This window comes from Pseudomonas sp. BT76 TE3572, assembly GCF_050435365.1.
Taxonomy (GTDB): domain Bacteria; phylum Pseudomonadota; class Gammaproteobacteria; order Pseudomonadales; family Pseudomonadaceae; genus Aquipseudomonas; species Aquipseudomonas fluorescens_W.
On sequence record NZ_JBNDKE010000001.1, the window covers coordinates 331,875 to 358,256 of the forward strand.

The 26,382-nt window shown below is 58.0% G+C and carries 17 protein-coding genes; 7 read left to right on the forward strand and 10 right to left on the reverse strand.

The features are described from left to right. Positions 1–2: 2 nt before the first annotated feature. Positions 3–854: an STAS domain-containing protein gene (locus ABH912_RS01590; RefSeq protein WP_033061628.1), complete on the reverse strand. Its 852-nt coding sequence runs from the start codon at positions 852–854 to the stop codon at positions 3–5. A 231-nt stretch (positions 855–1,085) separates the two neighbouring features. Between ABH912_RS01590 and ABH912_RS01595 the strand changes: the two genes are divergently transcribed. Then, positions 1,086–1,274, forward strand: coding sequence for a hypothetical protein (locus ABH912_RS01595; protein WP_033061629.1), 189 nt, complete (start codon positions 1,086–1,088; stop codon positions 1,272–1,274). 184 nt (positions 1,275–1,458) lie between these two features. Further along, on the forward strand, positions 1,459–1,701 hold the full coding sequence (locus ABH912_RS01600) for a DUF465 domain-containing protein (protein WP_033061630.1): 243 nt from the start codon (positions 1,459–1,461) through the stop codon (positions 1,699–1,701). Between the two features lie 186 nt (positions 1,702–1,887). On the opposite strand, the gene ABH912_RS01605 is transcribed toward ABH912_RS01600, so the two are convergent. The 3 genes from ABH912_RS01605 to ABH912_RS01615 form a co-directional block, all read right to left on the reverse strand. Further along, on the reverse strand, positions 1,888–2,976 hold the full coding sequence (locus ABH912_RS01605) for an SMP-30/gluconolactonase/LRE family protein (RefSeq protein ID WP_033061631.1): 1,089 nt from the start codon (positions 2,974–2,976) through the stop codon (positions 1,888–1,890). After that, positions 2,973–4,118 carry an SRPBCC family protein gene (locus ABH912_RS01610; RefSeq protein ID WP_429509387.1) on the reverse strand — a complete coding sequence of 382 codons (1,146 nt, stop codon included), beginning with the start codon at positions 4,116–4,118 and terminating at the stop codon, positions 2,973–2,975. Before ABH912_RS01610 ends, ABH912_RS01605 begins: the two co-directional genes overlap by 4 nt. 106 nt (positions 4,119–4,224) lie before the next feature. Next, positions 4,225–5,088: a LysR family transcriptional regulator gene (locus tag ABH912_RS01615; RefSeq protein WP_033061633.1), complete on the reverse strand. Its 864-nt coding sequence runs from the start codon at positions 5,086–5,088 to the stop codon at positions 4,225–4,227. Between the two features lie 423 nt (positions 5,089–5,511). Between ABH912_RS01615 and ABH912_RS01620 the strand changes: the two genes are divergently transcribed. Next, positions 5,512–6,483 carry a zeta toxin family protein gene (locus tag ABH912_RS01620; RefSeq protein WP_429509388.1) on the forward strand — a complete coding sequence of 324 codons (972 nt, stop codon included), beginning with the start codon at positions 5,512–5,514 and terminating at the stop codon, positions 6,481–6,483. A 124-nt stretch (positions 6,484–6,607) separates the two neighbouring features. Here ABH912_RS01620 and ABH912_RS01625 read toward each other — a convergent pair whose 3' ends face one another. The 3 genes from ABH912_RS01625 to ABH912_RS01635 form a co-directional block, all read right to left on the reverse strand. Continuing rightward, entirely contained in the window at positions 6,608–8,455 is a 1,848-nt protein-coding gene (locus ABH912_RS01625) for an amidohydrolase (protein WP_429512993.1), read from the reverse strand. A gap of 306 nt (positions 8,456–8,761) precedes the next feature. Further along, a complete protein-coding gene (locus ABH912_RS01630) occupies positions 8,762–9,076 on the reverse strand; it encodes an SCP2 sterol-binding domain-containing protein (protein WP_008154977.1) in 315 nt (104 codons plus the stop codon). Between the two features lie 64 nt (positions 9,077–9,140). After that, positions 9,141–9,851, reverse strand: coding sequence for a histidine phosphatase family protein (locus ABH912_RS01635; protein WP_033061635.1), 711 nt, complete (start codon positions 9,849–9,851; stop codon positions 9,141–9,143). 203 nt (positions 9,852–10,054) lie between these two features. Between ABH912_RS01635 and sohB the strand changes: the two genes are divergently transcribed. Together sohB and ABH912_RS01645 are read left to right on the forward strand one after the other, a co-directional pair. After that, positions 10,055–11,080 (forward strand): protease SohB, encoded by a 1,026-nt coding sequence (gene sohB / locus ABH912_RS01640; RefSeq protein WP_429509389.1) that lies wholly within the window; start codon positions 10,055–10,057, stop codon positions 11,078–11,080. A 198-nt stretch (positions 11,081–11,278) separates the two neighbouring features. Further along, on the forward strand, positions 11,279–15,106 hold the full coding sequence (locus ABH912_RS01645) for a dermonecrotic toxin domain-containing protein (protein ID WP_429509390.1): 3,828 nt from the start codon (positions 11,279–11,281) through the stop codon (positions 15,104–15,106). 68 nt (positions 15,107–15,174) lie between these two features. On the opposite strand, the gene ABH912_RS01650 is transcribed toward ABH912_RS01645, so the two are convergent. Beyond that, the gene (locus ABH912_RS01650; protein WP_033061638.1) at positions 15,175–15,669 is read right to left on the reverse strand and encodes a DUF934 domain-containing protein; all 495 of its coding nucleotides are present in this window, start codon (positions 15,667–15,669) and stop codon (positions 15,175–15,177) included. After that, positions 15,653–17,311 carry a nitrite/sulfite reductase gene (locus tag ABH912_RS01655; protein ID WP_033061639.1) on the reverse strand — a complete coding sequence of 553 codons (1,659 nt, stop codon included), beginning with the start codon at positions 17,309–17,311 and terminating at the stop codon, positions 15,653–15,655. The genes ABH912_RS01650 and ABH912_RS01655 overlap by 17 nt, the downstream gene beginning before the upstream one ends. A 523-nt stretch (positions 17,312–17,834) precedes the next feature. Between ABH912_RS01655 and ABH912_RS01660 the strand changes: the two genes are divergently transcribed. Continuing rightward, entirely contained in the window at positions 17,835–18,908 is a 1,074-nt protein-coding gene (locus tag ABH912_RS01660; RefSeq protein WP_033061640.1) for an ABC transporter substrate-binding protein, read from the forward strand. Here the strand turns inward: ABH912_RS01660 and ABH912_RS01665 are convergent. Further along, complete coding sequence (locus tag ABH912_RS01665; RefSeq protein WP_033061641.1) at positions 18,905–19,123, reverse strand: DUF2970 domain-containing protein; 219 nt, start codon at positions 19,121–19,123, stop codon at positions 18,905–18,907. The two genes, ABH912_RS01660 and ABH912_RS01665, sit on opposite strands and share 4 nt — an antisense overlap. 299 nt (positions 19,124–19,422) lie before the next feature. Here ABH912_RS01665 and ABH912_RS01670 point away from each other — a divergent pair, with 299 nt between their 5' ends. Next, the gene (locus tag ABH912_RS01670; protein WP_429512995.1) at positions 19,423–26,355 is read left to right on the forward strand and encodes an NEL-type E3 ubiquitin ligase domain-containing protein; all 6,933 of its coding nucleotides are present in this window, start codon (positions 19,423–19,425) and stop codon (positions 26,353–26,355) included. Positions 26,356–26,382: the final 27 nt, after the last annotated feature.

The window sequence follows — 26,382 nt, forward strand, 5'->3', positions numbered from 1 at the left end:
GCTCAGTCCGCCTTGCTGACAGTCAACCCCAGCCGGGTCAGGGCCAGTTTCAGGGCATCGGCCAGGTTGGCCTTGGTGACCACGCCTTGCAGGTCCAGCCCCAGGTGCACGATGGTCTGGGCGATCTGCGGACGCACGCCGCTGATGATGCAATCGGCGCCCATCAGGCGAATGGCGGTCACCGTTTTGAGCAGGTGCTGAGCCACCAACGTATCGACAGTCGGCACGCCGGTGATGTCGATAATGGCGATTTCCGAACCGGTGTCGACGATTCGCTGCAACAGCGATTCCATCACCACCTGAGTCCGTTGTGAGTCGAGGGTGCCAATCATCGGCAGCGCCAGCACGCCATCCCAGAGCTTGACCACCGGGGTCGACAGTTCCAGCAGCTCTTCCTGCTGGCGCTTGATCACCGCTTCACGGGACTTCTGGAAGGTGCGGATGGTGTGCATGCCCAGGGCATCGAGCAGTTCGGAGACTTCCCAGAGTTGCTCGGCCAACAGCGCCGGATTGTCCTGGTAGTGATTCTGCAGGAGCGCAAACAACGGGCCTTTCAGCGCAAAGATGAAGCTGGCGGTCTGGTACGAGTCCTGGCCAAGCAGGGCGCGACTGTGGGAGAGTTTTTCGAGGAACTGGCGGATCTCGTCCCAGCCCGGTGCCGCAACATTCTGGCTGTTGCCTCGTTCAAGTCCCGAGACGATCAGTTGCAGGAACTCCGATGTCTGTTGCCGCAGATCCTGCTCTTTGAGGTTGCGCGCGGCACCGCTGGCTTCAAGGCCGTTGGTCCATTCGGCCAACAGTTGCGTCTGGTTTTTTGTCATCGCATCGAGTGTGCTGGTTTGCAATGCCGCCATGTGCCTTGTCTCCCTGGAAGTGTTTGCCGGTTCCCGAATATTGACCGGCGTAAAGTCAGTGACATTTGCCGTGTCAGATAGTTGTTCGCTCCGGCAGGTATATTTGATCTGGTGCACATGGACTCTAGTAGATCGGCGATCCGTTCGAGGGAACGTTGCTTGCCGAGGGGCTTCAAATCTTCAAGGCCCGACTGTTTCAGCCGCGCACGTGCAGTGATGAACGAGGTACTTATGAAAGATGAAAGTGGTCTTGAGGAAAACGCGAAAACAGCGGAACCGGAAAGCGCAGACAAAGCGGTCGACCAGAAGCAACTTCACACCGATAACGACAATGAGTTCAGCCCGGGTTTCAAGCCCAATCCCGACCGGCCCAAACCCGGGGATGACACCGATGCCGACATCGACACCGATGGCGGCTAGTCAGGTCTCGTTAACGTGTGGCGGCCGACGAGCGGACAGAGGTTTTATTGCGATTGCGGCATGGCGACGAACGGGCGCCGCTGGTCTGATAGGCGGTCGACAGAACCGGCTAACCGAGGCCATTCTGATAGTTGGTGAACGCAATTGATCGCGTTTGCCTCCGATCAACAAACGGAGGTGTTCCATGCCGGTGCCACACGACCTTTATCAGGATCTCAAGCTCTCAAAGGAAGATATCCAGCAAAAACGCACCAAGGATCCGTTACTGGATTCACTGATCAACAAGTATTCGCAGGCGGACGCCGAGGTGGTCAAGGCTGAAACTGCCCAATCGGATGCGCCCAGTGATGACGCATTGAAGAAGCTCAAGGCGAAGCGCGTGGAGGTTAAGCAAAAGATCGTTGATCGACTCCAGACGCCGTCCTGACGCGCCCTGTCCGGTCACCGAAGATCGGTGACTGAAAATCTGGGACGGCGATAAATACCGGCACCTCGAATGTTCAGAGTCCGAATTTACGGCTCCATGCGAGGTGCCCCATCACCGAACTCCCCATCCCCCCCGGTAAATAAAAGTTCCCCAGCGAAGAACAGGGTGGCGATGGATCCACGGTGTCTATTGCAGCGCGGTACTCAACGGCAATCGCGCCATGTTTTTCGCCTTCAACGACCCGAAATACAACCAATCCCCATATTCGCGAACGGTAGTGATCGGCGAGTAGTTGTCGCGGCTGCCGTCCTGCAAGTTGGCGATCACTTTACCGTCCAGGTCCAGCCCCAGCGCAAAGGCGCGCTTCTCCACCGGTTTCGGCAGGAAAGTCATGGCTCGCACGATCATCTTGCGCACGAAGGGATGCGGTGCGGTGGCATCGAGCAGTGCGTTGCGCGGCGCATAGAGCGCCACCCAAAAGCGGTCGCGACCATTGAACGCGAGGTTGTCCGGCAACCCTGGCAAGTTGTCGATGAATAGATCGTGGGTGCCGGCTTTTGGCCCGCTCAGCCAGTAACGACTGATGCGATAGGCACCCGTTTCGTTGACCAACACAAAGGCATCGTCCGGTCCCAGGGTCACGCCGTTGGCGAATTCCAGCTTATCCAGCAGGACCGCGGTCTTTCCGGTCTGGAAGTCATAACGCAGCAAGCGGCCATCGCCGCCGTGCTCGATGATCGCGTCGCCGTCACTGCCGTAGCCAAAACGGCTGGAGGCATCGCTGAAATAGGCGTAGTGCCCGGACTTGTCGATCGCCACGTCGTCGGTGAAACCGAAGGGCACGCCGTTGGCTTCCGTGGTCAATGGAATCAGGCGGCCCTGGGCATCCAGTGACAGCAAGCCTTTGACCCCGTCGGCAATCACCAGCAGACCGCTGGGATGACGTGCCAGGCCCAAGGGTCTGCCGCCCGTATCGGCCAGGACCTTGGTGACCTTGCCGTCGAGGCTGGTACGGATCAATCGGCCGTCATGCAAACCGGTGATGAGAGCGTCTTCCTCCAGCAGCAACGCTTCCGGGCCGTCGATATCAGCGACGCCGACGCGCTTCACGCCTTTGAGGCGCTGATTGTCGGCGTAGATGCCGCTGGTGAGGGAGGGCGCCGGTGGCGGTGTCCAGGCCACCGGTTGAACCTTGGTTGGCATCAGCAGCAGGAAGGCGCCGATGGCGACAATTACCAGCAACACCACATGGCGAAACTTGATGGTTCGACTCACGCGCTGACTCCTGCCGGGGCCAACTGTTTTTGCGCCATCTCACGCAATGCCAAGATCGACGCTGCCGACTCTCGATCGATGCGGCGCTTGAGCAGCAGTCGATTGGCAATGCGCATCGCCAGGCCGCTGAACCGATACTCCAGGGTACGGACAAAGTGTGTGCCCGCGCCCTGAGCCTCGCACTCGTAAGTCACTACTAAAGACAACCCGTGATCGTCATGGGCCCAGGCACTCCAGCGGCGTCCAGGCAGGTATTCGTTAACCTCCCAGTGCAAATGTCCCTCACGCCCGCCCGCCTTGATGTCTTCCTCGAACCGCCCCCCGGCATGCAGCGGACCGCTCTGACCATCGACCTTGAGGGACGAAGGATGCCACTCCGGCCAACGGGTCACGGTGCTGGCGTAGGCGAGCACGTCAATCGGGTCTCCAGCAATATCGATCTGATGCTGCATGCGGGTCATGGTTGTTCTCGTCGGGTGCAGGTCAGTCGGTTCCGGTTCCCAATAGAGGGTGCCGAACAGGTAGTCCATCAGCGGAAAAACGATATTGAAATTGCGTTCCTGCATCAGCTCACGACGGTGATGCAGTTCATGCAGGCGGCGCATCTGGCGGATCCACGGCAACCGTGTGACGGGGTTCTCCGGCGGCAGGTGCTCGCAGGCATGGAACACTTCATAGGTCAGGTAGCCGAGGACCAGACAGCCGCCGAACATCCCGGCGACGTTGGCATCGAACTGCTCAAGCAGCCACCAGACGGGCAGGGTGATGACGACCGTGTGCAACACGATCAGCCAGGCTGGAAACAGAATCACCCGCCAGTCCCGGGCACTGTCGTAGGTCATGTGGCCGGGGGCGAAAAAGCTGTGATGGTCGCCGGCATGGCGTGCATAGAACATTCGCGCGAAGTTTTTTTTATGGTGCCCCAAGTGCCGATGGAGCATGTACACGCCGAAGTTGAAGAACAACAACGTCAATGGAATCGCCAGCCATTCCAGTGGCTGAACCTGGTGCACGGTGCTCCAGAATGCGCCGATGGCCAGCAACCCGAACAGCAGCACAAAAGCGCCGTGCAGCCATGGGTTGTAGAGGGGATGGATAGCAGCGCGGTAGCGGGCGCGGAATGCTTCGGTGGTCTGCCTCACTGCAATCACCTGTAGTTATTGTTATCTCCAGCAGATTAGACGATCCCGGCGTTTTGGCTGGACCAACCTTGAGGGCGCAACCGCCATGCTCCGGTGCAAACCGGATTCAGGTCAGCGGGTTCCAGCGTTGCGACCAGTCATCGTCGGATTTGATCACTTCGCGCAGCAGGTCGAAGGCGCGTTGCAAGGTCGCGGAGTCGCGGTCGCGGGAGTAAACCAGATAGGTCGGGTAGCTGAATTCGGGGGCTTTGGGCACTTGTTCCAGCACACCGCTTTCCAGATAGCTCTGGACCACCCGGGTGCGGAAGTAGCCGCTGCCGCCGTTTTCCAGAATGTACTGCAAACCCAGTGGGCCGAGGTTGAAGCTCAGCGCGGCTTTGGCTTTTTCCGGCAGGGCCGCATCGTGCTGACGCCGGAAGTCCGGGCCCCAGTCGATGTACACGTAGGGATCGGGTCTTGCGGCCAGGCGGATAAGGACCAGTTTTTCTTCCAGCACCTGTTCGACTTGCAGACGCGGCCAATACTCGGGCTGGTAAACCAGCGCGGCATCCAGAACCCCGAGTTCCAGTTGGCGCAGCAGGTTTTCACCGTCACGGATTTCCATGCGCAGGGCGTGGCTGGGGATCTTCTCGCGCAGCGCGCCGGCCCAACTGAGCATCAGCGGGTTGCACAAACTGACCTCGCCACCGATGTGCAATACGTCGCGGTAACCCTCGGGCAACGGCAAGTCCCGTCGCGCCGCTTCCCAGGTTTCGACCAGTTGATTGGCGTAGACCACGAAGGCTTCACCGTTAGGTGTCAGGCGCGCACCGGCGCGGTTGCGCACGAACAGGGTGCTGCCCAGCTGACTCTCGAGTTTCTGCACGCGCGCGGTGATTGCGGTCTGGGTAACGTGGAGTTTTTCGGCGGCTGCGGCAAGGCTGCCGTGGCGGACGATTTCCAGAAAGGTGCGGGCGAGATCGATGTCCATGGGGCGGCCGGTGTCGGAGGTGCAGGCATTGTAAGAGCAGGGGCTGGTAACGGATACCTCGCAGGCCGGTCTTCGAGTTTGAACGACGTCATTAGTTTATAAGAAGCAGGGTGTTACTGGAAGTGATTCTGTCACGTTGAGCATAGGGGTATTCGTTGATAGGTCGATGAAGTTTCGCTGAGTTCGATACTTAATGATGTGTGTTAGGTAGTCCATTGCTGCGTGTTCTGTAGGGGGTTTTCCGGAGTTACGGTTGATGTTTTTCTGAAATATTTTGCAAGATCTTCTCGGTTGTTCGGTGTAACAAAATTGCTTTAGCTTGAGTTGTCTTTTGAATGGCTTCGGCGATTGTCAATAACTTTTGCTATGTCGAAGTTCGGATTATTTAAAGGACTTATTTCAACTGAAAAGGAATTTCAGCACGTGTCGAATAAATATGCTTATACGAAGCAGGATGTAGAAAAAGTTTTCCATGAAATGGAAGAAGGGTTGTTCGCGTCCAGAACGCCAGGTGCGGACGACGAATCTGTGCCAAAGATGCTGGTGGTCGTTGGCGTGGAGGGGGCGGGTAAAACGCATTTGCTCAATGAGCTGCTCAATACTTCCCGCTATTCAAATTACGTCCCGCTGTACGAGCCTGAATATCGCACCCGTCATCCGCACTACGACGAGATCGAGAAGCAGGGCGTGGTCTATGCCTACAAGCAGACCGAAGCGTTTGTCAGGGATCTGGGGGCGATGATCTTTGAGAAGTCCCTTGAAGACAAGTACAGCATTATCATGGAGGCTGGCCTTGAAACCCATGAGTTTGCTGGTTTTCAAACGGGTGAGCATGCTTGTCTCTATGAATATGAGGTTCATGTCATCGCGAGCAAAAAAGATTTTGCGCACGTGTCGACCATCGTTCGGGCACTGGACAGTGTGAAGGAGAATAAGCTGGAACGCTTCGTTTCGCTTCGGGACATAGACGCGGGCATGGCGAATGCCAACGCGGTGTTGACTGCTTTCGAAGAAGCCTGTTCCAAGGTGCCTGGTTCGGAAATTACGTTGTATGAGCGTAACTTTGGTACCGATAAAAAAAGCAGGATGATTTGCCGCAGTCAGTGCACAAAAGTCGGGGAGTTGACGCCGCAGCCGATAAGCAACGGGAGTGTTTCGGTGCCGGTGGCCATGAATCAGGTGCGTATTGAATACGAGTCTGGTGTTGTCCTGTTCGGGGTATACAAGGCATTTTCCGATATTGCCGATGGAGCGATCTTTCACCGTTATGGTCGTGAAAAGATGGTGCTTGAATGTCACGCTGCTCTGGCGGGTACTCTTCATCTGGATCGGAAGGATGCGGAGTTGGCAGTGAACAATCTTTATTCTTATATTCTTAAATACGCCATTCGTTAATAAACAGGAAAATCATCGTATAAAAATAAACGGTTCGTTTTGAGCGCCGTACTCGTTGATGATTGAACTGTCGAAGGTGATTGCCGGAACTGCAAATCAGTTCCGGCTTTTTTATGCGTTTTTTCTAAAAGGCGAAACATGAACAGCCAAACGCCCCCCAAAAACCTTGAAAGTCACTGACCGGCGTGGATGACAGTCTCGCTCTCTCGTGGCTGTGCGCATGCACCGCACAAGCCCCGACGCATTGATGAACCTGCGCCGTTAGCGGCGCCAGGGGTTTCCAATGGCCCGGTACTTTGGCGACGGGCGACCATTCAGGCACCACGGGGACGGGAGGCGGCCCGAGTTTTTCAAACTCGACGCTGCCATAGACGATCTTGCCGTCGACGATGGTCAGTACCGATTCGATCCATTTGACCGCTTCATCCTCGATGTGGAAATAGTCCGCCGACAACGCAATCAAGTCGGCCAGTTGCCCGACCTTGATCTGGCCTTTTTTGCCTTGCTCGGAGGAAAACCAGGCACTGCCGTGGGTGAAGAGTTCCAGCGCGGTGTCGCGGCTCAAGCCTTGCGGGTACAGCGCCAGACCACCGACGGTGCGGCCGCTGATCAGCCAATACAGCGAAGTCCAGGGGTTGTAGCTGGACACGCGCGTGGCATCGGTGCCGGCGCCGACCGGAATGCCTTCGGCCAGCATACGAGCAATGGGCGGCGTGGCTTCGGCAGCCTTGGCGCCGTAACGGTCGACGAAATATTCGCCCTGGAATGCCATGCGGTCCTGGATCGCAATGCCACCGCCGAGGGCTTTGACCCGTTCGATGTTCTGCGGGGTGATCGTTTCCGCGTGGTCGAAGAACCACGGTAAACCGTCGAACGGAATGTCGCGATTAACCTTCTCGAACACGTCGAGCATGCGGCTGATGGATTCGTTGTACGTGGCGTGCAAACGGAACGGCCAGCGCTGTTCCACCAGATGGCGGACCACCGGTTCCAGTTCCTGCTCCATGGTTTGCGGCAGGTCGGGGCGGGGCTCGAGGAAGTCTTCGAAGTCGGCCGCCGAGAACACCAGCATTTCCCCGGCACCGTTGTGCCGGAGAAAATCATCGCCCTGACCGTAGTGGGAGGTGCTGGTCCAGTTTTTGAAGTCGGTCAGCTCTTCCTTGGGTTTTTGCGTGAACAGGTTGTAGGCAATGCGCACCGTGAGCTGCTGGTCTTTGGCCAGTTGCTGGATGACTTGATAGTCGTCCGGATAATTCTGGTAACCGCCGCCGGCGTCGATGGCGCTGGTGACACCCAGGCGATTGAGTTCGCGCATGAATTGGCGGGTGGAGTTGACCTGATATTCCAGCGGCAGTTTCGGCCCCTTGGCCAGGGTCGAGTAGAGAATCATCGCATTGGGCCGGGCGATCAGCATGCCCGTCGGGTCGCCATTGGCATCGCGCTGGATTTCGCCACCCGGCGGGTTCGGCGTGTCACGGGTATAACCGACCACTTTCAATGCCGCGCGGTTGAGCAGGGCACGGTCGTAGAGGTGCAGGACGAACACCGGTGTATCCGGCGCGGCCTTGTTCAATTCATCAATCGTCGGCAGGCGTTTTTCGGCGAACTGGAACTCGTTCCAGCCACCGACCACTCGCACCCATTGCGGCGTGGGCGTGCGGTCCGCCTGATCCTTGAGCATGCGCAACGCATCGGCCAGTGAGGGGACGCCTTCCCAGCGCAGTTCAAGGTTGTAGTTGAGGCCACCACGGATCAGGTGCAGGTGCGAGTCGTTGAGACCGGGAATCACCGTGCGGCCGTGCAGGTCGATAATGTGTGTGCCGGGGCCTTGCAGGGCCATGGCCTGGGCATCGCTGCCGACCACCACGAAGTGTCCGTCCTTGATCGCGACGGCGCTGGCTTGAGGTTTTTTGCGATCGACGGTGTGCAGGCGTCCGTTGTACAGGATGAGGTCGGCGGGGGCGTCGGGCATGGTTTTACTCCCTGCGAGTAGCGGGCTGATCCAGGCACCGACGGCGCCTGCCGAAAGGCCTTGCAGTACACGTCGGCGGTTAAATCCGTCGTGGTCGTCAGGTGGGCTCATGGGCAGTGCTCCGCGCAAGGTTCTTCATAAAAAAGCGAGGGCAAACAGCCGATGTCTGACGCATGCGGCCAGAAGGAATATAGACGGCAAATCCACAGGTAGCCGTTTTCCGATGGCGAAAAACGACGAATCCCGCCACGAGGGGCGGGATTCGTTTGCAGCCAGGCGTGCTCCCGAAGGTCGGGAGCGGCGCGCTTAGGCCGGGAACAGCTCGGACAGTTTCATGGCCAGCATCATGTCGCCTTCGGCGCGCAGTTTGCCGCCCATGAAGGCTTGCATGCCGTCAGTTTCGCCGCTGACGATGCCTTCCAGGGTTTCGCCGTCCATGACCAGAGTCACCTGGGCGTCCGGGTTTTCGCCTTCCTGGAGCTCGCAGGTGCTGTCTTTGACGATCAGCGAGAAGTTCTTGGTGTCGTCGATGCGGAAACCGAATACCAGGTCCAGACCGGCAGCAGCGGCTGGGTTGAACTTGGCTTTCATTGCTTGTACGGCATCAGCTACGGAGGTCATGGTTCGATCCTTTCTTGGGTAATAAGAGCTGGGTGAATACAGCCAGGGTCACACTAGTCCGGACTCAGCGAAACGTGATGAGTTCCGGGGTCTTCAACAGCTGCAGGTGCGCATGACTGTTGAAAGAAGACAGAGCCACCTCGCGACCGCGAAACTTCAGCAGGTTGAGCGAGGTGTTGACGATTTGCCAGTTCAGTTCAAACGCCTGCTTTGCCGGCATTTGCGTAATGAGGTGGAGCAGGGCCGTGATGGTACCGCCGGAGGTGAACACGGCGATTTTCTGGGTGTTGTCGGCGCTTTCGAGGATTCGCTGCAGACCGGCCTGCACCCGTTCGACAAACCCCAGCCAGCTTTCCAGCCCCGGTGTGTCATAGGTGCCGGCGAGCCAGCGTTCGATAATCAGGGCGAAGATGCGCTGGAACTCACCGCGGTTTTGCGCGGCGTTACGCAGGATGTGCAGCGCTTCGGGTTCGTCAGGTAGCATGGCCGGCAGCAGCGCGCGGATCACCGCGTCGGCGTCGAACTCATTGAAAGCAGAATCGATTTCCAGCGCGGGAACCGGCAGGCCTGCCGCAGCGAACTGTTCCAGAGCGCTGTTGGCCGTGTGTTGCTGGCGGCGCAGATCGCCCGAGAGGCAGCGATCGAAGCTGATACCCAGCTCAGCGAGGTGCTGGCCGAGGACTTCTGCCTGGCGAATACCGGTCGGCGACAGGACGTCATAGTCGTCTGCACCAAAGGAGGCCTGGCCATGTCGAATCAAATAGATACTGCCCACGTCCGCGTCATCCCGGTACGTTGAAGGTTCGGCGAGGTTATGAGGATGAAGGTGAGCTGTCAATGAAAAAACATACGCTTGTTTGAAATGCCCGTTACAGGGCTGTTGCCAGAGGTTACACGGCTGGCCGCCGGGGCGGCGCATGGGTATGCTGGAGGTATCCCGCGCGCGTTTTTGCAGCGCATCGTATTAAAGGAGTCCCTGTGGAGTTTTTTGCCGAGTACGCCGTTTTTCTGGCTAAGACCGTGACACTGGTGATCGCCATTCTGGTGGTCCTGGCCAGTTTCGCGGCGTTGCGCAGCAAAGGTCGACGCAAGTCGGTCGGCCAGTTGCAAGTCAGCAAACTCAACGATTTCTACAAAGGGCTGCGCGAACGCCTGGAGCAAACCCTGCTCGACAAGGACCAGCTCAAGGCCTTGCGCAAGGTCGAAGCTAAAACCGAGAAAAAGCAAAAGAAAAAACCCGAGATAGCCAAATCTCGGGTGTTCGTGCTGGATTTCGACGGCGACATCAAGGCGTCGGCCACCGAAAGCCTGCGCCATGAAATCACCGCGCTGCTGACCCTCGCCACGCCCAAGGATGAAGTGGTGCTGCGTCTGGAAAGCGGCGGCGGCATGGTTCACAGCTACGGCCTGGCGTCCTCGCAACTGGCGCGTATCCGTGATGCCGGTGTGCCGTTGACCGTGTGCATCGACAAGGTCGCGGCCAGCGGCGGCTACATGATGGCGTGCATCGGCGAGAAGATCATCAGTGCGCCGTTCGCGATTCTCGGCTCGATCGGCGTCGTGGCCCAGTTGCCTAACGTCAACCGCCTGCTGAAAAAGCACGACATCGACTTCGAAGTGCTGACCGCGGGCGAGTACAAGCGCACCCTGACGGTGTTTGGCGAAAACACCGAGAAGGGCCGCGAGAAGTTCCAGGAAGACCTGGACGTCACTCACCAGTTGTTCAAGAACTTCGTTTCCCGCTATCGCCCGCAACTGGCCATCGATGAAGTGGCCACCGGTGAAATCTGGCTCGGCGTCGCGGCGCTGGACAAGCAACTGGTGGACGAGCTGAAAACCAGCGATGAATACCTCGCCGAACGTGCGAAGAAGTCCGAGTTGTACCACTTGCACTACGCCGAACGTAAAAGTCTGCAGGAACGCATCGGCATGGCGGCCAGCGGCTCAGTCGATCGTGTGCTGCTGAGCTGGTGGAGCCGGTTGACCCAGCAACGCTTCTGGTAATACTCAAAAAGCATCGTCGTTCAAAAATGAAACCGTGGATACTTCCCCGGTTTCATTTTTTTTTGCGGGTTTTAAGCCCAAACGTTTTCCTTCCGGCGATTGCGAATTTTCCTGAGGTCATTGTCGATCGTTCCCGCTTCCGGTTGATCCGTGGTCAGTTAGGGTGGTGTTCCTGAAATGCTTGCAATGGAATGCACCATGCCTGACCACCCTCATAAAGACGACAATGCACCGACCTTGCCCGGCATGCGCGAGGCGCTGAAGTCCGTCGTGGATGCTGCGCTGCCGCAGACTCCCGGCCAATTTGGCGAACACCTGATCAAAGAAAAGTGGGGGCATGAAATAGCCCCGACAACCGCACAGCTGGTGACACTCGATTACGACTACGCCGGGCGTTCTGCGCAGAACGGCATCCATCAGGGGCGGGTGGCGAGTGCCATGTCCCTGGTACAGGTGCTGATTTCCAACTATCAAACTGTGGGTGACGGGCGCTTCGGCGAAACCGCGTTTGGCTTGTACACGCCACCCGATGTCGGGCCGTCCATCGTTGTTACGGGACGCGCCGATGAGTTGGCCGACCCCGGTAACGACTTTCACTACACCTACGAAGGAATTTATCGCCGAACCGTTCCGCAGCGCTACGGACCGCTGACCCAGATCGCCGTGAGGCCCGCTGACTTCAAGAAGTGGGTCTGGGAACTGGACCTCCAGGACCGATATCAGGCTTACCTCGATCAAACCTGGCCATCGGACGAAGTGATCGTCGCACCCAGCCCCCACGCACTGAAAACCTCGGTCAAATCCGCCTTCGTCATGGCTGCTTTTCTGCAGCGGTACGAGAACAGTCTGACCCCAAAGGGGTTCGAACTGGCCATGCAGGCGGCAGGGTTGCCGGCGGATCAGGCATGGTCAACGCTGACGATCGAACAATTGCAGGTGCCCACCAGGGGGCCCGCGATGCTCAAGATGGGGCGTTTGAAGCTCTATCGCTACACCGCGCAAGATATCTGGGGCTACCGTGATCCTGGCGGCAGGATTGTGGTGTACATCCCTGGTAATTCTTCGCCTCTGCACGCATTTGACGATTCCGGGCAATTGCACCAATGGGTTGTGAATCAGGGTAGGGATGACGATACGAAACGGGCCTTGGCCGCCCATTTTTCCGAGGATGATCGCAAGGACGGTACTTTCCATGCCGGTGTATTGACGGCGCTGGAAGGCATGGCGGTCTATCCGAAGGAACACCGGCTGACCAAAGAGGCGGGGTTCTTCAACGATGACGGCTTATGGGAACCAGCCCGATACATCGGTTTCGATGAATCGCCATCAGGCACCGATCTGTTTGCCCAGCTGGTACTGAGCATGAAAGAAGCCTCCCGGGCCAGTGTCAAAACCATTCGTGACGATGCGCAGGTCAACCGGGATAACTTGAGTGCGGTCGTTGAACCGGTCGTGCAGTGGATCAATCGATTTGGGCCTTTGGCGTTGTTTGTGCCCGGTGGTGAAGGGTTACTGGTGCTGGCAGGCATCATCGACGCCGGGTATGGCCTTGATCAGGCCGTCAACGGTGAAAGCTCAAGTGATCGATCGGCGGGTGTGACGCGCACGGTGTTTGGCTTGCTCAATGCGCTGCCGCTGGCAGGCGCAGGGGCGGCCCTCAGGAGTGAAACTGCCGAGGCCCGCGTCATTGCCGAAAGAGTGCGTGAACCTGGCGCAGCACCGGGGGAGGAGGTTGCCAGTCCGGCACCGGATCAGATTGTTGCCCCGACTTCCGGACCACCGAACCTGGCGCTGCCGAGTCGCGTGGAGCTTATCCGCGGAATCGGCCCGTCGGTGGCGTCTTTCAGCGATGAAGTGCTGGCGCAAATCGGCAAGGTCAGTGCAGTCGATGACGACATGCTGCGACTGATGCAGGCCAGGCGCCCGCCGACACCTTTGCTGGCCGATACCATCAGCCGCTTCAGGATTGATCAGGAGCTCGGGCAAGCCACCGTGTCGCAGGGCGAGCGAGTCGTACTGTTCAACAGCCGTTACGAAGCGCTTCAGCACTCGGAACATGAATGGGGCCGGCTGTTTCAGCGCCAATACCCAGGCCTCCCCAAAAGCGCCATTGAGCAGATGCTCGACCGCTATGGCGTGGACATCCAGAGTCCACCCGACCCGGTTCAGGTCCGGCAAGTGTTCAACCGTCTCGACAGCAAGGCCCGCCAGTATCAACAACATGTGCGGCTCAATCGTGCCTATGAAGGCTTGTACCTTCGGTCGGTGGTTAGCCCGGAGTCGGACATACTGGCCCTGCATTCCCTCAAAAATCTCCCCGGATGGCCAAAAAGCCTTCGAATTGAGGTGCACGACAGTTCCCTCGCAGGCCGGGTTCTGGACCGTAGCGGTGCGTTTGACGCCGCCAGTGTTCGACGGCTGATAAAGGTGGGAAACCGTTACCAGAGTCGCGATGTGCCAACGGACTTTTATGAAGCGGTCCTTGAAATCCTGTCCGGGGACGAACGTGAGGCGCTGCAACTTTCATCGCTTGATCCGGCCCGCGAGTTGCAGCTGAAAGTCGGCGACCGGGCAATGCCTCGCTCCGAACTCGTGCTCGGTCTGGACAGGATGGATTCCGGTCTGCCCTTCGAGGCGCAAGGGCTACGCGGCGGCTTCCCCGGTGCGCCACAGGGCGAAGGGTTGACGCACGAGATAATGAGGTTGCAGCTCAAGGAGCTTTATCCGGACTTCTCGAATGCTGAGGCCGATGAACTGCTACAGCGTGCGGGCGGCGGCGCTCAGGCACACATCGATCAGTTGAGACAACAATTTCAACAACTCCACATCGACTTGAGTAGCTGGATCGATCAGGTGACGGAAGACATTCAGGACATGGACATTCCCTTCCTGAACGAAGCTGACAACGAGGCACAGGGGCTGACTGATGAGCAGATTGAAGAACATAACGCTGACATGGTTCAGAACGCCATGCACTACGAGCGTGAAACCAGGATCGAGCTGGCTGAGGAGCTGATCGCTCTCTGGCAAAAGCGGGCATCGCAAGATCAACGCGTCTATTCAGGCGAACAGCTTGTGGGGTTCAAAGTCGACCTGGCGGGCGAGGACTATCATCGATTGCCGGCCATGAACATCCGGTTCAACGAGATCATCGAGTTGTCGATGCCACACTTCCATGTGACCGAGCGTGAAACCTTGAATGGGTTCCTCGAGTGTTTTCCGAATCTGCAGACCTTGAATCTTGAGAGTGCCGAGCTGACTCAATTCGACGCCCAGGGCAGGGCGCAGACCGTTCTGCCGACGGCCATGTTCAGCCTGACTCATCTCACGTCGCTGAATCTTAGGGCCACGGGCCTGGTGTTCACCGAAGAGACGGCGTCGCAGTTGGCCGGGTTGGTCAGGCTTCACACGCTGGACCTGAGTGAAAACCCATTGAGCGTACCCCCCGTGCTGCTCGGGATGAATGACTTGCGTCAGCTGAACCTGAGCGACACTCAGATTACCCGATGCCCGATCGGCATCAGGGATGAGCCCTACATGATCTCACTGGATTTGCGTGATAACCGCATTACCCGGGTTCCACCCGCGGTGATGAATCAGGCCGTCTCGGTGGATCGTGTGCTGCTGTGGGGTAATCCACTGACGGACGAGGACACGCTACACCGACTGATCAGTCATCGTGAGCAAACGGGAATCAATTTATGGCTGAGCGCGCCAGGCGCTGACTATGGACAGCCGACTGTGTGGCTACGAGATTGCGACGAACCGCTGCAACAGTCCCGACAAACCCTTTGGCAGCGGCTGGCAGGCAACCCCTCGGGTACGCGGTTTCTAAGCGCAATAGACAGGCTGAGTCTGACCGCCGACTTTCAGGTCAGTTATCAGTCGCTTCAGGCACGGGTCTGGCGACTCTTGGAAGAGGCAGATGTTTCAGACGAAGTATGGAGTCGATTGAGCGCGGTGCGTGGGCGGTTTGAAAACCCATTGGTGGCTTTCAGGGCGCTGGAGCAGCGCGCAGGTCTTTAAACGGATTTATCCGTGGGTTGTACAAGGAGGAAGCCTTGAACCCCGCGAAGGGGTTCAAGGTTTGACGATCAGCGGCGACGGAACAGCGGCAGCGGTTCGTCAGTAGCAGCCTGATAGGTCACCGAGAAGTCCTTGAGACCTTCCAGGGCTTCGTACGGGTCTTTATCGGCACGAATCGCAAAGGCGTCGAAACCGCAGCGGTGCAGGTAGAACAGCTGGTCGCGCAGAATATCGCCAATCGCCCGCAATTCGCCTTTGAAACCATAACGGTCACGCAGCAGGCGGGCGTTGGAGTAGTTGCGGCCGTCGGTGAAGGCAGGGAAGTTCAAGGCGATGACCTGGAAATTTTCCACGTCGTCACCGATTTCTTCCGCTTCTTCATCGGCATCCAGCCATACGCCCAGGCCGCCATCGCGGGCCTTGAGCATGCGGCTGTGTTCGCGCCACAGATGCAACGGGACGATCAGGTCGTCGCAGTTGCTGATCTCGTCGATGTTGAAATCTTTCGGCAGCAAGTGCCAGGTTTCGTCGACGACTTCGTTGTTCTTAATTATTCGCTGCATAGACGCGCTCCTTGAAGAGGTCGATGCCAATACGCTGATAGGTGTCGATGAAACGCTCGTCTTCGGTACGTTGTTCGATGTACACGTCGATCAGCTTTTCGATCACGTCAGGCATGGCTTCCTGGGCGAAAGACGGGCCGAGGATCTTGCCCAGGCTGGCGTCACGGCTGGCGCTGCCCCCCAGGGACACCTGGTAGAACTCTTCGCCTTTCTTGTCCACCCCGAGGATGCCGATGTGGCCGACGTGGTGGTGACCACAGGCGTTCATGCAACCGGAGATGTTCAGGTCCAGTTCGCCGATATCGAACAGGTAATCCAGGTCTTCGAAACGACGCTGGATCGACTCGGCGATCGGGATCGACTTGGCGTTGGCCAGGGAGCAGAAGTCGCCGCCCGGGCAGCAGATGATGTCGGTCAGCAAGCCGATGTTCGGCGTGGCGAAACCTTGCTCGCGCAACTCGCCCCACATCGCGAACAACTGACTTTGTTCAACGTCGGCCAGAATGATGTTCTGCTCGTGGGAGGTGCGCAGCTGACCGAAGCTGTAGCGATCGGCCAGGTCGGCAACGGCATCGAGCTGCTTGTCGGTGATGTCGCCCGGTGCAACACCGGTCGGCTTCAGGGACAGGGTCACGGCCACATAACCCGGCTTCTTGTGAGCCAGGGTATTGCGGGTGCGCCAGCGCGCGAAGCCCGGGTGTTCCTTATCGAGTTCAGCCAACGCCAAGGTCTGGTTGTCCAGCGCCTTGTACTCCGGGTCAACGAAGTGTTTGGCCACGCGATGTACTTCGGCATCGGTCAGCGTGGTCTGGCCACCGCGAAGGTGTTCCATTTCCGCATCGACTTTTTGTGCGAAGACTTCAGGGGTCAAGGCCTTGACCAGAATCTTGATCCGCGCCTTGTACTTGTTGTCACGACGGCCGTAGCGGTTGTAGACCCGCAGGATGGCGTCGAGGTAGCTCAACAGGTCTTGCCACGGCAGGAATTCATTGATGAACGCGCCGACCACCGGGGTACGGCCGAGACCGCCCCCCACCAGCACACGGAAGCCCAGCTCGCCTGCGGCGTTGTGCACCGGCTCAAGGCCGATGTCATGGACTTCGATGGCCGCACGGTCGGAAGTCGAACCGTTGATGGCGATCTTGAACTTGCGCGGCAAGTAAGCGAATTCAGGGTGGAACGTAGTCCATTGGCGGACGATCTCGCACCACGGGCGCGGATCGATCAGCTCGTCGGCAGCGACACCGGCGAACTGGTCGGTGGTGACGTTGCGCAAGCAGTTGCCGCTGGTCTGGATCGCGTGCATCTGCACGGTCGCCAGTTCGGCAAGGATGTCCGGGATGTCTTCCAGCGCCGGCCAGTTGAACTGTACGTTCTGCCGGGTGCTGATGTGGGCATAGCCCTTGTCATAGTCGCGGGCAATCTTCGCCATCATTCGCGTCTGGCGCGAAGTCAGTTGGCCGTAAGGCACCGCCACCCGCAACATCGGCGCGAAGCGCTGGATGTAAAGGCCATTTTGCAGGCGCAGGGGGCGGAATTCTTCTTCGCTCAGCTCGCCTGCCAGATAGCGTCGGGTCTGATCACGGAACTGCTTGACGCGGTCCTCGATGATCCGCTGATCGTACTCGTCGTATACGTACATATAAGTCCTGTTCTCAGGCTTGGGCCGGTCGGATCCAGTTGCGTTTTTCGCTTGGAAGTCTCCGATACTGCCTCGGCAATTCTGCGCGCACGGCCGCGCACTCCCAACGGAGCCGGGGCAAGATACCAGTTTGCAGTTATGCGCAAAAGTGATGTTTGAGTATATGTAAAGAACCAAAACGACTAATGAGATCCAATGAGGCAAAACCCACATTTGTGGTGCGGGCAATCATCGTCTTAACTGTGCTCGAGTCTTTATGCAATCACCGATAAAACCGACAAGAGGCGATGCAATGAGCAACCCTACCAAAACGTCAAAACCCGATAGCACGGTCGATGCTTGGGCCATTCTGTTCCTGATCATCCTGGTCGTGGGCACCGCGGTATTTTGGGTCAGCCATCAATAACCGACCCCGTCCGGGTCCCATTCCGACGATTGTCGGACAATAACCGGAATAAACGCCGTTTTCCGGGACTTCGCTGGCTATAATGCGCGGCGAATTGCCGGGGGGCTCGGACGATCAATGTTGAAGTTTTTCTACTCATTCCTGCTCATGTGCGGCGCGGTTTACGGACCCGGTGCGCGCGCGGAATCAGTGCTGTTTCTGAGTCCCGGGAAAACTGACGAAGCCTTCTGGATCAGCTATTCGCAATTCATGCAGGCGGCAGCCACGGATCTGGGCATTGATCTGCGAATTCTCTATTCCCGACGCATGCCGGAGCTCACGCTGGCGCAGGCCCGTCAGGCGCTGCAAGGCCCTGATCGTCCGGACTATCTGATGTTCGCCAACGAACAGTACGTCGCCCCGCAGATCATTCGCCTGGCCCAGGACAGTGGGGTAAAGCTGTTTATGGTCAATGCGTCCCTGACGGCCAATCAAATGAGCCTGCTGGGTGAGCGCCCCGAGCGCTTGGGCAGCCTGGTGCCCAACGACGAGGAGGGTGGCTACCTGATGATCAAGGAACTGATTCGCCAGCATCCGCCCGTGGCGCCCGGTCAGGTCATCGAGTTGCTGGCGTTTTCCGGTCTGAAGATCACCCCTTCGGCGCAACTGCGCGAGCAAGGCATGATGCGGGCCTTGGCCGAACACCCTGAAGTACGTTTGCGCCAACTGGTTTATAGCGGCTGGACCCGGGAGCGGGCGTATGAACAGGCCAAACTGCTGTTCAAGCGTTACCCGAAGGTCTCGCTGGTGTGGTCAGCCAATGACGAAATGGCGTTTGGCGCCATGCAGGCGTTTTCGGAGACGGGTGGGATACCCGGCAAGGATGCGTTGTTCAGCGCGGTCAACACCTCGCCGGCGGCGTTACAGGCGACGGTCGACGGACGCATCAGCGTGCTGTTGGGCGGGCACTTCACGTTGGGCGGCTGGGCGTTGGTAGAGTTGCATGATCTTGAGCTGGGCGTGGATCTCACCCATTACGGCGGCCGAGACCGGCGAATCCCGTTGCTGCAACTGATCGACAAGGCACAGGCCAGGCGATTGCTGGCCATGGGGGAATCACCGGATTACGGTGTGAACTTCCGTCGTCTTTCAGCCAAGGGCCGGCCCACGTCGTATCGCTATCCGTTCAGCCTGCAAACCTTGATGCGCTAAACCCCGGCCAGATGCACCACCAGTTGCACGATGCCATACAGCGTCAATGCGAACACCGCGGTGAACAAAATCCCCAAAATCACGAAATGACTGGGCTTGCCGTGAGTGAAGTCCCGCGCCCGGTTCTTCCCGCTCTGCACCCCGAACGCCGCCGCCACGACGCTGTGCAGCATCTGCCAGAAAGTGGGCGGCTTGTTGTCGCCTGGATCGTCCATAAACCCCTCGTCTCCCGTTTGAGTAAGACAAGCATAGACAACCCACGCAAAGAAGATCGCCCCCGGCGCTGCCCGGTATAAATATGTACCGCCCTGGACGACAAGCCTGCTGATTGACTGGTGCTTCATTTAACCGCATCAGGTATTGCCACATGAGTGGAATCCCACCGGCCCGGGAAAAGGGCCTTCACAACCATTTCATCAAAAAAAAGCTGCACGATCGGATACGCCACCTGACCCCGGCAAACATCCGGGCTCTGGATCGGGCGAGAACCCCGGGAAACCTGGCCGAAAATGTCATGCCGGACTGGTTTCAGAACGCCTCCAGCGACCTACGACAAACTGTACGGGACGACCAGAAGCGCAGTCGAACCTCCAATGAAACCCTGGCAAAAACACTTGCCGGGCTCAAAGGGGTCACCGAATTCGCGCAACCGTTGCTCGAAGCGGCGCTGCAAAAAAAGTTCGGATTGAAAGTTGATGTTGCGCAGACCTGGCTCTATGAGCCCTTTGCAGGCTCGCTGATCACTCACCAGACACTGCTGCAACTGGCACTGCGCAATTTTGAACAGGACCAGGCGTTTGATGAGCGTGACGTCATTGCTGAACGAGGTATACGGGCTGCCAATCTGGAAACCCAAGGAGGACCTTACGGTTGGGACTATCCGCAAAAGGGCCCTTCAACGCGCTACAGGATCAAGAAGCTGCCGATAAAACCCGCCGATTTCGCCTTGCTATGCCGTGAACTGGATATCGGCAAGCAGTATCAGGAACACCTGACGGCGATGTTTGACGCCGCGGACAGGGCGGCCACCGTGCGCACCCAAACGGTCGACGCGTGGAAGGACAGCCTGCGGGTGCATGCCCATATTGCCCATCTCAAATCGCTGATCACGCCATCGGCCTATCGCACATTGCTCGCGGTACTCAACGGCGACAAATCGCCAACACTGGACGGTGAGAGCGTCACTTGCAGTCAGTTGCATGTGCTCGGGTCGCCTGTCAGTGAGCTGTTTGTCATTGGCGCAAGACGGCGCAAAAGTAAAAAGGTCGACTTCAGCTGGACCCATCCCGGCGTAAACCTGTTTGACGTACTGGGTTACCGGGACTCGCGGATCATCGTCTGTATTCCGGGTGATCCGGTGGCGCCGGTCATGGAATATGCCTCGCTCAAGTCCTTTGAAAATGACCTGAGCTACAGGCTGCGCGATGTGAATTACCAGCGCTCTTTCCTCAGGCTCATCCCCCACGGTGATGCGGGCAAGTTTCTCGGCAAGACCAGGAATGCTCTGCAAACACTCAAATGGAACCCGGATTTCCCTTACCGTAAACAGACCCTCTTGGGGCACATAGACGGTATTTACGAAAATGTTTACCGGGACGCGCCGACTCTCGATATCAGCGAAGAATTTTTTGATACGCCGCTGTTCGGCGAGCTGTACATTCGGCACCAGACGCGCCTCAAGGAGACTGCCGAGCAACTGGCGGTGCCGACGGCCAAGGTCGATCATGACGCCTGGTATGAACGACTCGCCCACTATGCCGAGTGGGGACTGAGCATACTCAACGTGGCCGCATTTTTTGTGCCCGGCCTGGGCGAGGTAATGATGGCCGTGATGGCTGTGCAACTGACCACAGACATTTATCACGGGGTTGAAGCCTGGAGCATCGGGGACACGGATCAGGCCTGGAGTTATTTGAAGTCAGTGGCCGTGAACGTCGCATTCATGGCGGCTGTAGGCGCGGTTGCCAGTAAAGCGCCGAAGATGCTGTCCACACCCATTATCGATGGCCTGGTCAAGGTCAAATTGCCGTTTGGCAGCGAACAGTTGTGGCGGCCTGGCCTGAGGCCCTACCTGAGCGACAGGGTCTTGCCGGCGGGGCTCAAGCCCAACACGCTTGGGCAGTATGAAGTGGGCGGCAAGACCTGTCTCAGGCTCGACGGTAACGTCTACGAACAAACCTTCGACCCCACGCTGAACAAATGGCGTCTCAAACACCCGACGGACTCGAACGCTTACTCCCCCGTTCTTGAGCACAATGGAGAAGGCGCGTGGCGTCATCGTTTCGAGCGCCCGCTGGAGTGGGATCGTGCCACCTTGTTACGACGTCTTGGCCCGGTCACCGACGGTATTGACGCGGCGACGCTGGAGAAAATCGCCGATATCAGCGGTGTTGACGATGGCGTGCTGCGCAAGATCCATACGGATAACCTGCGCATGCCATCAGCGTTAGCCGACACGTTGCGGCAGTTTCAAATCGACCGTCAGCTCAATGAAATGATTGAACAGATTCGTCTCGGTCAGCCGGTGCCGGACAGCCGCTATAACGACGTCTTGCCGCAAGTCATCAATATGCCGCGTTGGCCGCAGGGGCGGGTGATCGACGTGTTCGACAACGCAAGCCTGAGCGGTGCTTCATCCCGCTACGGTAAGGCGTCGACGCCCGTGAAGCCGAGCATCAGGATTTCCCGTGAGGAGGTGTCTGCCGGGAAATTGCCCGAACGCGTGCTTGCGACACTGGATGAGGAAGAAATCGTTCGCTTGCTGGGGGGCGAAGGTGCGCGGGTCGATGCGGAGCGTGAATCGGTTTTTCGACAACAGCTTGGCGATCAGCTTTCGGCCAACAAAACTTCGTTGTTCGACAAACTCAGTCAGGACTCCACGGCAACAACGCGTGAAATTCAGGCGCTGCAACGTATTTTCCCCAGTCTATCGACGGACGCGGCGCAAGAAGTCCTGGCCAATGCCACCGCCAAGGAACGGCTGCACATCAAACACGCCGGGCGACTTCCCACCAGTCTGTTGCTCAAGGGGCGTGCGCGCGCCCGGGTGACTCGGCTGAACAAGGCCCTGGCCGGGTTGCAGCTGGAGAGCATGGCGTCATCCGACAGCCAGCGCCTGGCGCTGCACAGCCTGGAAAAACTCCCCGGCTGGTCGAAAAACCTGCGCCTGGAAGTTCGTCAGGGCGATTGCGATGGAAAACTGCTCGACAGCATCGGTAGCGAGACGGCGGAGCACCTCAAATACCTGGTCAAGGAAGGCAATCAACATCATCAAGCCAACCAGTTCCAGGCCTTCGACCAGCAAAAAAACGCGTTGAACAGCGTGCCGAAAGCAGGCGACAACTTCTTCTCTTCGGTCATGCATGCGTTGCCGGACGACGTCCGCACTAGGTTGGGCATGCCCAATGTGGCGCAGGGTGCCAAGTTACAAAAGACATTGGCCACCTATGCCATGGGCCACCGTGACCAGATGATGGCAACCCTCGTGCCCAATGCCGCCACGCCACGATTCCGTCCGCCGGTGCGACTGGTCGACGGCAGGGTCGGCTACCCCTTGAGCGGGCGAGGTGCCGGCGCAACGGTGAATCCCTCGTTGGTCTCCAGGTTGCGGGATGTTTATCCGAACTTCTCCGATGAGTTGGCGGAATCGATGGTCATCCAGCTTGCGCTGGATGGCATGACCGAAACGCAGATCGCCCATTTTCTGAGCATGCGGGGCCGGGAATACGAGGCACTGACGGCGCAGCTCGAACAATGGGTGCACAGCGGTGGCCAGAATACTGTCCGCCATCAAGTCGCACAGAACATTAAGAGCGTCTGGCAGCAGCGGGGTATTTACGATGGCGATGCCAGTGTTTCTCTGGACGTGGGTGCTGCAGACAGCCTGCCGGAACTGGCTGGCAATTTTCCTCACGTCAGTCGTCTGAATATGAGCGTTGGTGGCGTATTGAGTCAGACACCGGAAGCCTTTGTGCGCCAGTTCCCCAACGCCCGGTCGCTAACGTTGGGGATCCCGGATGGCGCCGATAGGGTTCAACTGGCCGAGAGGCTAAAGGCACTGCCGAGTATTCGTGAACTGCGGATGGCAGGGCCGCTGGGTCCGCAATTCACCGAAGCTGCCCAATCGGTGATAGACGCCATGCCACACCTGCAACGATTGGACGTGATCGGCATGGCGGACGAGCTGGATGTCAGTCGCCTGACTCAACTGCATTCGTTGAGTGTGAACGGGACGACAGAGGCCTGGCCGAAGGGCGCTCTGCAATTGCCACAGCTCAGGTCGCTGGATCTCACTCGCTCAAGCGTCAAGACACTTCCCCCGGAATGGCTCTCCGGGCATGAATCACTGTGGCCTGGCATGAAACTCAACTGGGCCGGGCTGGGCCCTGAGGACTTCGTGAGGGCTTACGAGTATGTGCACGACAATCCTGCGCATTTTCTGGATACCGGGCAAATGCTGGATCGTTATTGCCAAGGCACGCTACAGAAGGCTTTGGACACAAGTGACGAACTTTCGAAGATTGCCCTTGGGCGAATGAAGGCTGAGGGCTTGGCAGGGCGGGCGTTGCTGGCACGGGTCAATGCACTGCGCCAGGATGGACAGGCTTTGCGACAGCAACTGGAGGCGTGGCAGCAGCGAACAACAATAGCCAATGGTCGGCAAGTCAATATTCGGGAACGAGAATCCGTTGCCCGGCGAATCCGTGAGTGCTGGCGTGATGGTCTGCGTAAACGCTATGGCGGTACGCAGGAGGCACAGTCTTCGCAACCGCAGGCCGGGTCTTCAACGGTGCGGCCACGGCCTGTCATGCCGCGACAAATCATTTCATCGACGCTTGATTTGTCCGGCTGGGCGCTAGGCGATCTGCCTGAACTGCCGGCGTTGTCAGCAACGAATTTTGCTCATGTGCACACCCTGAAAATGTCGGGTGTGGTGGTCTCATCCGAGGATTTCAGTCGATTTTTGAGCGGTTTCACCGACATTCGCGAGTTGGATCTGAGTAGCAATCAACTGCAGGATCTTCCGTCGGCATTGGGCAACTTCGCGAAACTCACTGATCTGGAGCTGAGCCGAAATCACCTGACCATTACCCTGAGTGTGCAGCGACGCTTGAACCGGTTGTCTGCCCTTGAAAGCCTGGACTTGCGCTATAACCGGCTCGATTCGCTGGATGTCAGCGCCATGACCCGCTTGAAGACCTTGCGTGTGGGTCATACCGCTATTAAAGACTGGCCCGAAGGTGCGCTGGACTTGTCCGGCCTCGGCAAGCTCGAGTTGAACAACAGCGCGATCACGACGATTCCCGAGGCTGCCCTGACCGGCCATGACGCTTTATGGATTGATATGACTGGCTGTCGGTTGACGGTCAAGGCCCGCACCGATTTGCTGGCGAGTACACCTTCCGAAACACCCATGGGTATTCCCAGAACCGCCTTGCAGGTGGGCATTACCGTGGGTGAACCCGAGTATTTTCCGGTTCTGGTCGCGCAAAATCCGGACTTGTTATTGTCGCTGCCCGTTGTACCGGGCAATGACCTGACACGCTTGACCCCGCAAGCCCGCTTGCAAAGGCTTGACCCGGATCTGCCAGGCGCCGAGGCGATACAGGTGATTGATGAGTTGACGTTACGTCATGGCGGCGCTGGCCCCCTGTATGAGCAATTGGCGAAATGGGACAGCCAGCATCAGGCATTGACGAAGGTCCTGAACACATGGATCGAAACCCCACCCCAGCGGATGGGCGAATCCTCGCCTCCTGTGTGGATCGCAGCCACCGCGCGTCGTCAGGCAGCTGACCGGATAATGGCGTGCTGGAGGCAGAACCTTCGCGGGGCGCAGGCCGTGGAGAACGCATCGGGAGGTTATCCCCTTGATCTGTCCGAAAGCCCCTTGGGCAATCTCCCGGCTCTACCCGCCGACTTCGCTCATGTCGGTGCGTTGAACCTGAACAACGTGTATCTGAGAGAGGAGGGGCTAAGCGATTTCCTCGGTGCGTTTACCCATGTTCATACCCTGGCGCTGAATGCCATCGCGCTGTATGCCTTGCCGGAGTCAGTGACCTCGTTGAACAGCCTCAAGCGACTTTCGGCAGTCAATAACCGTTTTTCCAATGCGCTTCAGCTCCAGCGTCAGCTTGCAGGATTGAGCCACCTGGAGTCATTGAATCTGGCGGAAAACTGGCTTGAGTCGCTGGATGTCAGCCCTCTTGCCCGTTTGCAGGCCCTCGATTTGAGTGGCAATCGCCTGATCCTTTGGCCGCAGGGAGCGCTTCAGCTCCCTTCGCTCAGGGCACTGGATTTGCGCGACAACATGATCGAGTCCATTCCGCCGGTCCTGATGGCTGACGAGCACAGGGTATTGCGTGCAGGCACGAATCTGGCGAGCAACGAAACTCTGGATGATGCGAGCCTGCTAATGCTGCGTAATGAGGTGCAGGCGGGCGAGCAGATAGTGGGATGGACGCCAGAAGAGATTGACGAGGCGTTGGAGCAGTTTAACCGCAGCAGCGACGGTGGCAGCTCTAGCGACAGCGTTAGCGATGACTCGATCGCAAGTGACGTAGACGTGGATATGGATGAGGTGACAGGTACTGACGCCCGTGAGCGTTGGATCGCTCCGTCAGCAGCCGACTCAGAGGAATTGACACAGATATGGAACAACTTCGAGCAAGCGCACAACAGTAAGTTCTTCTTCAATCTGCTGACCAAAATGGAAGGTACGAATGACTTCCTCACGGGACGTGCTGATCTTGTGCGGCGGGTCCATACCGTATTGAGGGTGGCCCATAGCGACGCAGGTCTGAGGGATACGATATTCGAGATGGCGAGGTCTGGCGCCACCTGCGTTGATGGTCAAATCCTGTTGTTCAGCGATATAGAAGTGAAGGCTTTCGAATTTGAGACCGCGAAGTCAGTTTCCCCGGGCCAACAAGGCAGCGTTTTGTTCAGGCTTGGCAGGAGCCTGTTTCGCCTTGGCGAAGTCGAGAAAATCGCTAACCGCGACATTGTCCAGCGCCAGGCACAGCGCCGTTCAACTGATCCGGCGGAAGTGCGGCTGGCCTATCGTATCGGCCTTGCCGAGCGACTTGAGTTGCCGGGGCAACCAAGAGGCATGCGCTACAGCGGCAACGTTTCGTCTGCCATGCTGGATGCGGCCCATGCTGAAGTGATCGCCGCAGAAGAATCGTCGGCATTTATTGATGATTTGGTCGGCCACAAGTACTGGAGCGACTATTTGAAGGGCAAATACCCTGAACGGTTTGTCCAGGTGCGAGAGGGTTTCGCAGGCAGAGAGGATGAGGTAGACGAGGCGTATCCAAACTACGGCGAAGGCGCGCCGGAGCAGTACAAAACCGCCATGCGGGCGATAGAAGCAGACCTTCTTTTCGAGCAAGGAAAGTTGGTGCGCGAATTGTCTGAAAAAGAACGGACGCTGGTGGGGCTTTAACGTTTACTTGCAGCTTTGATAAGAACC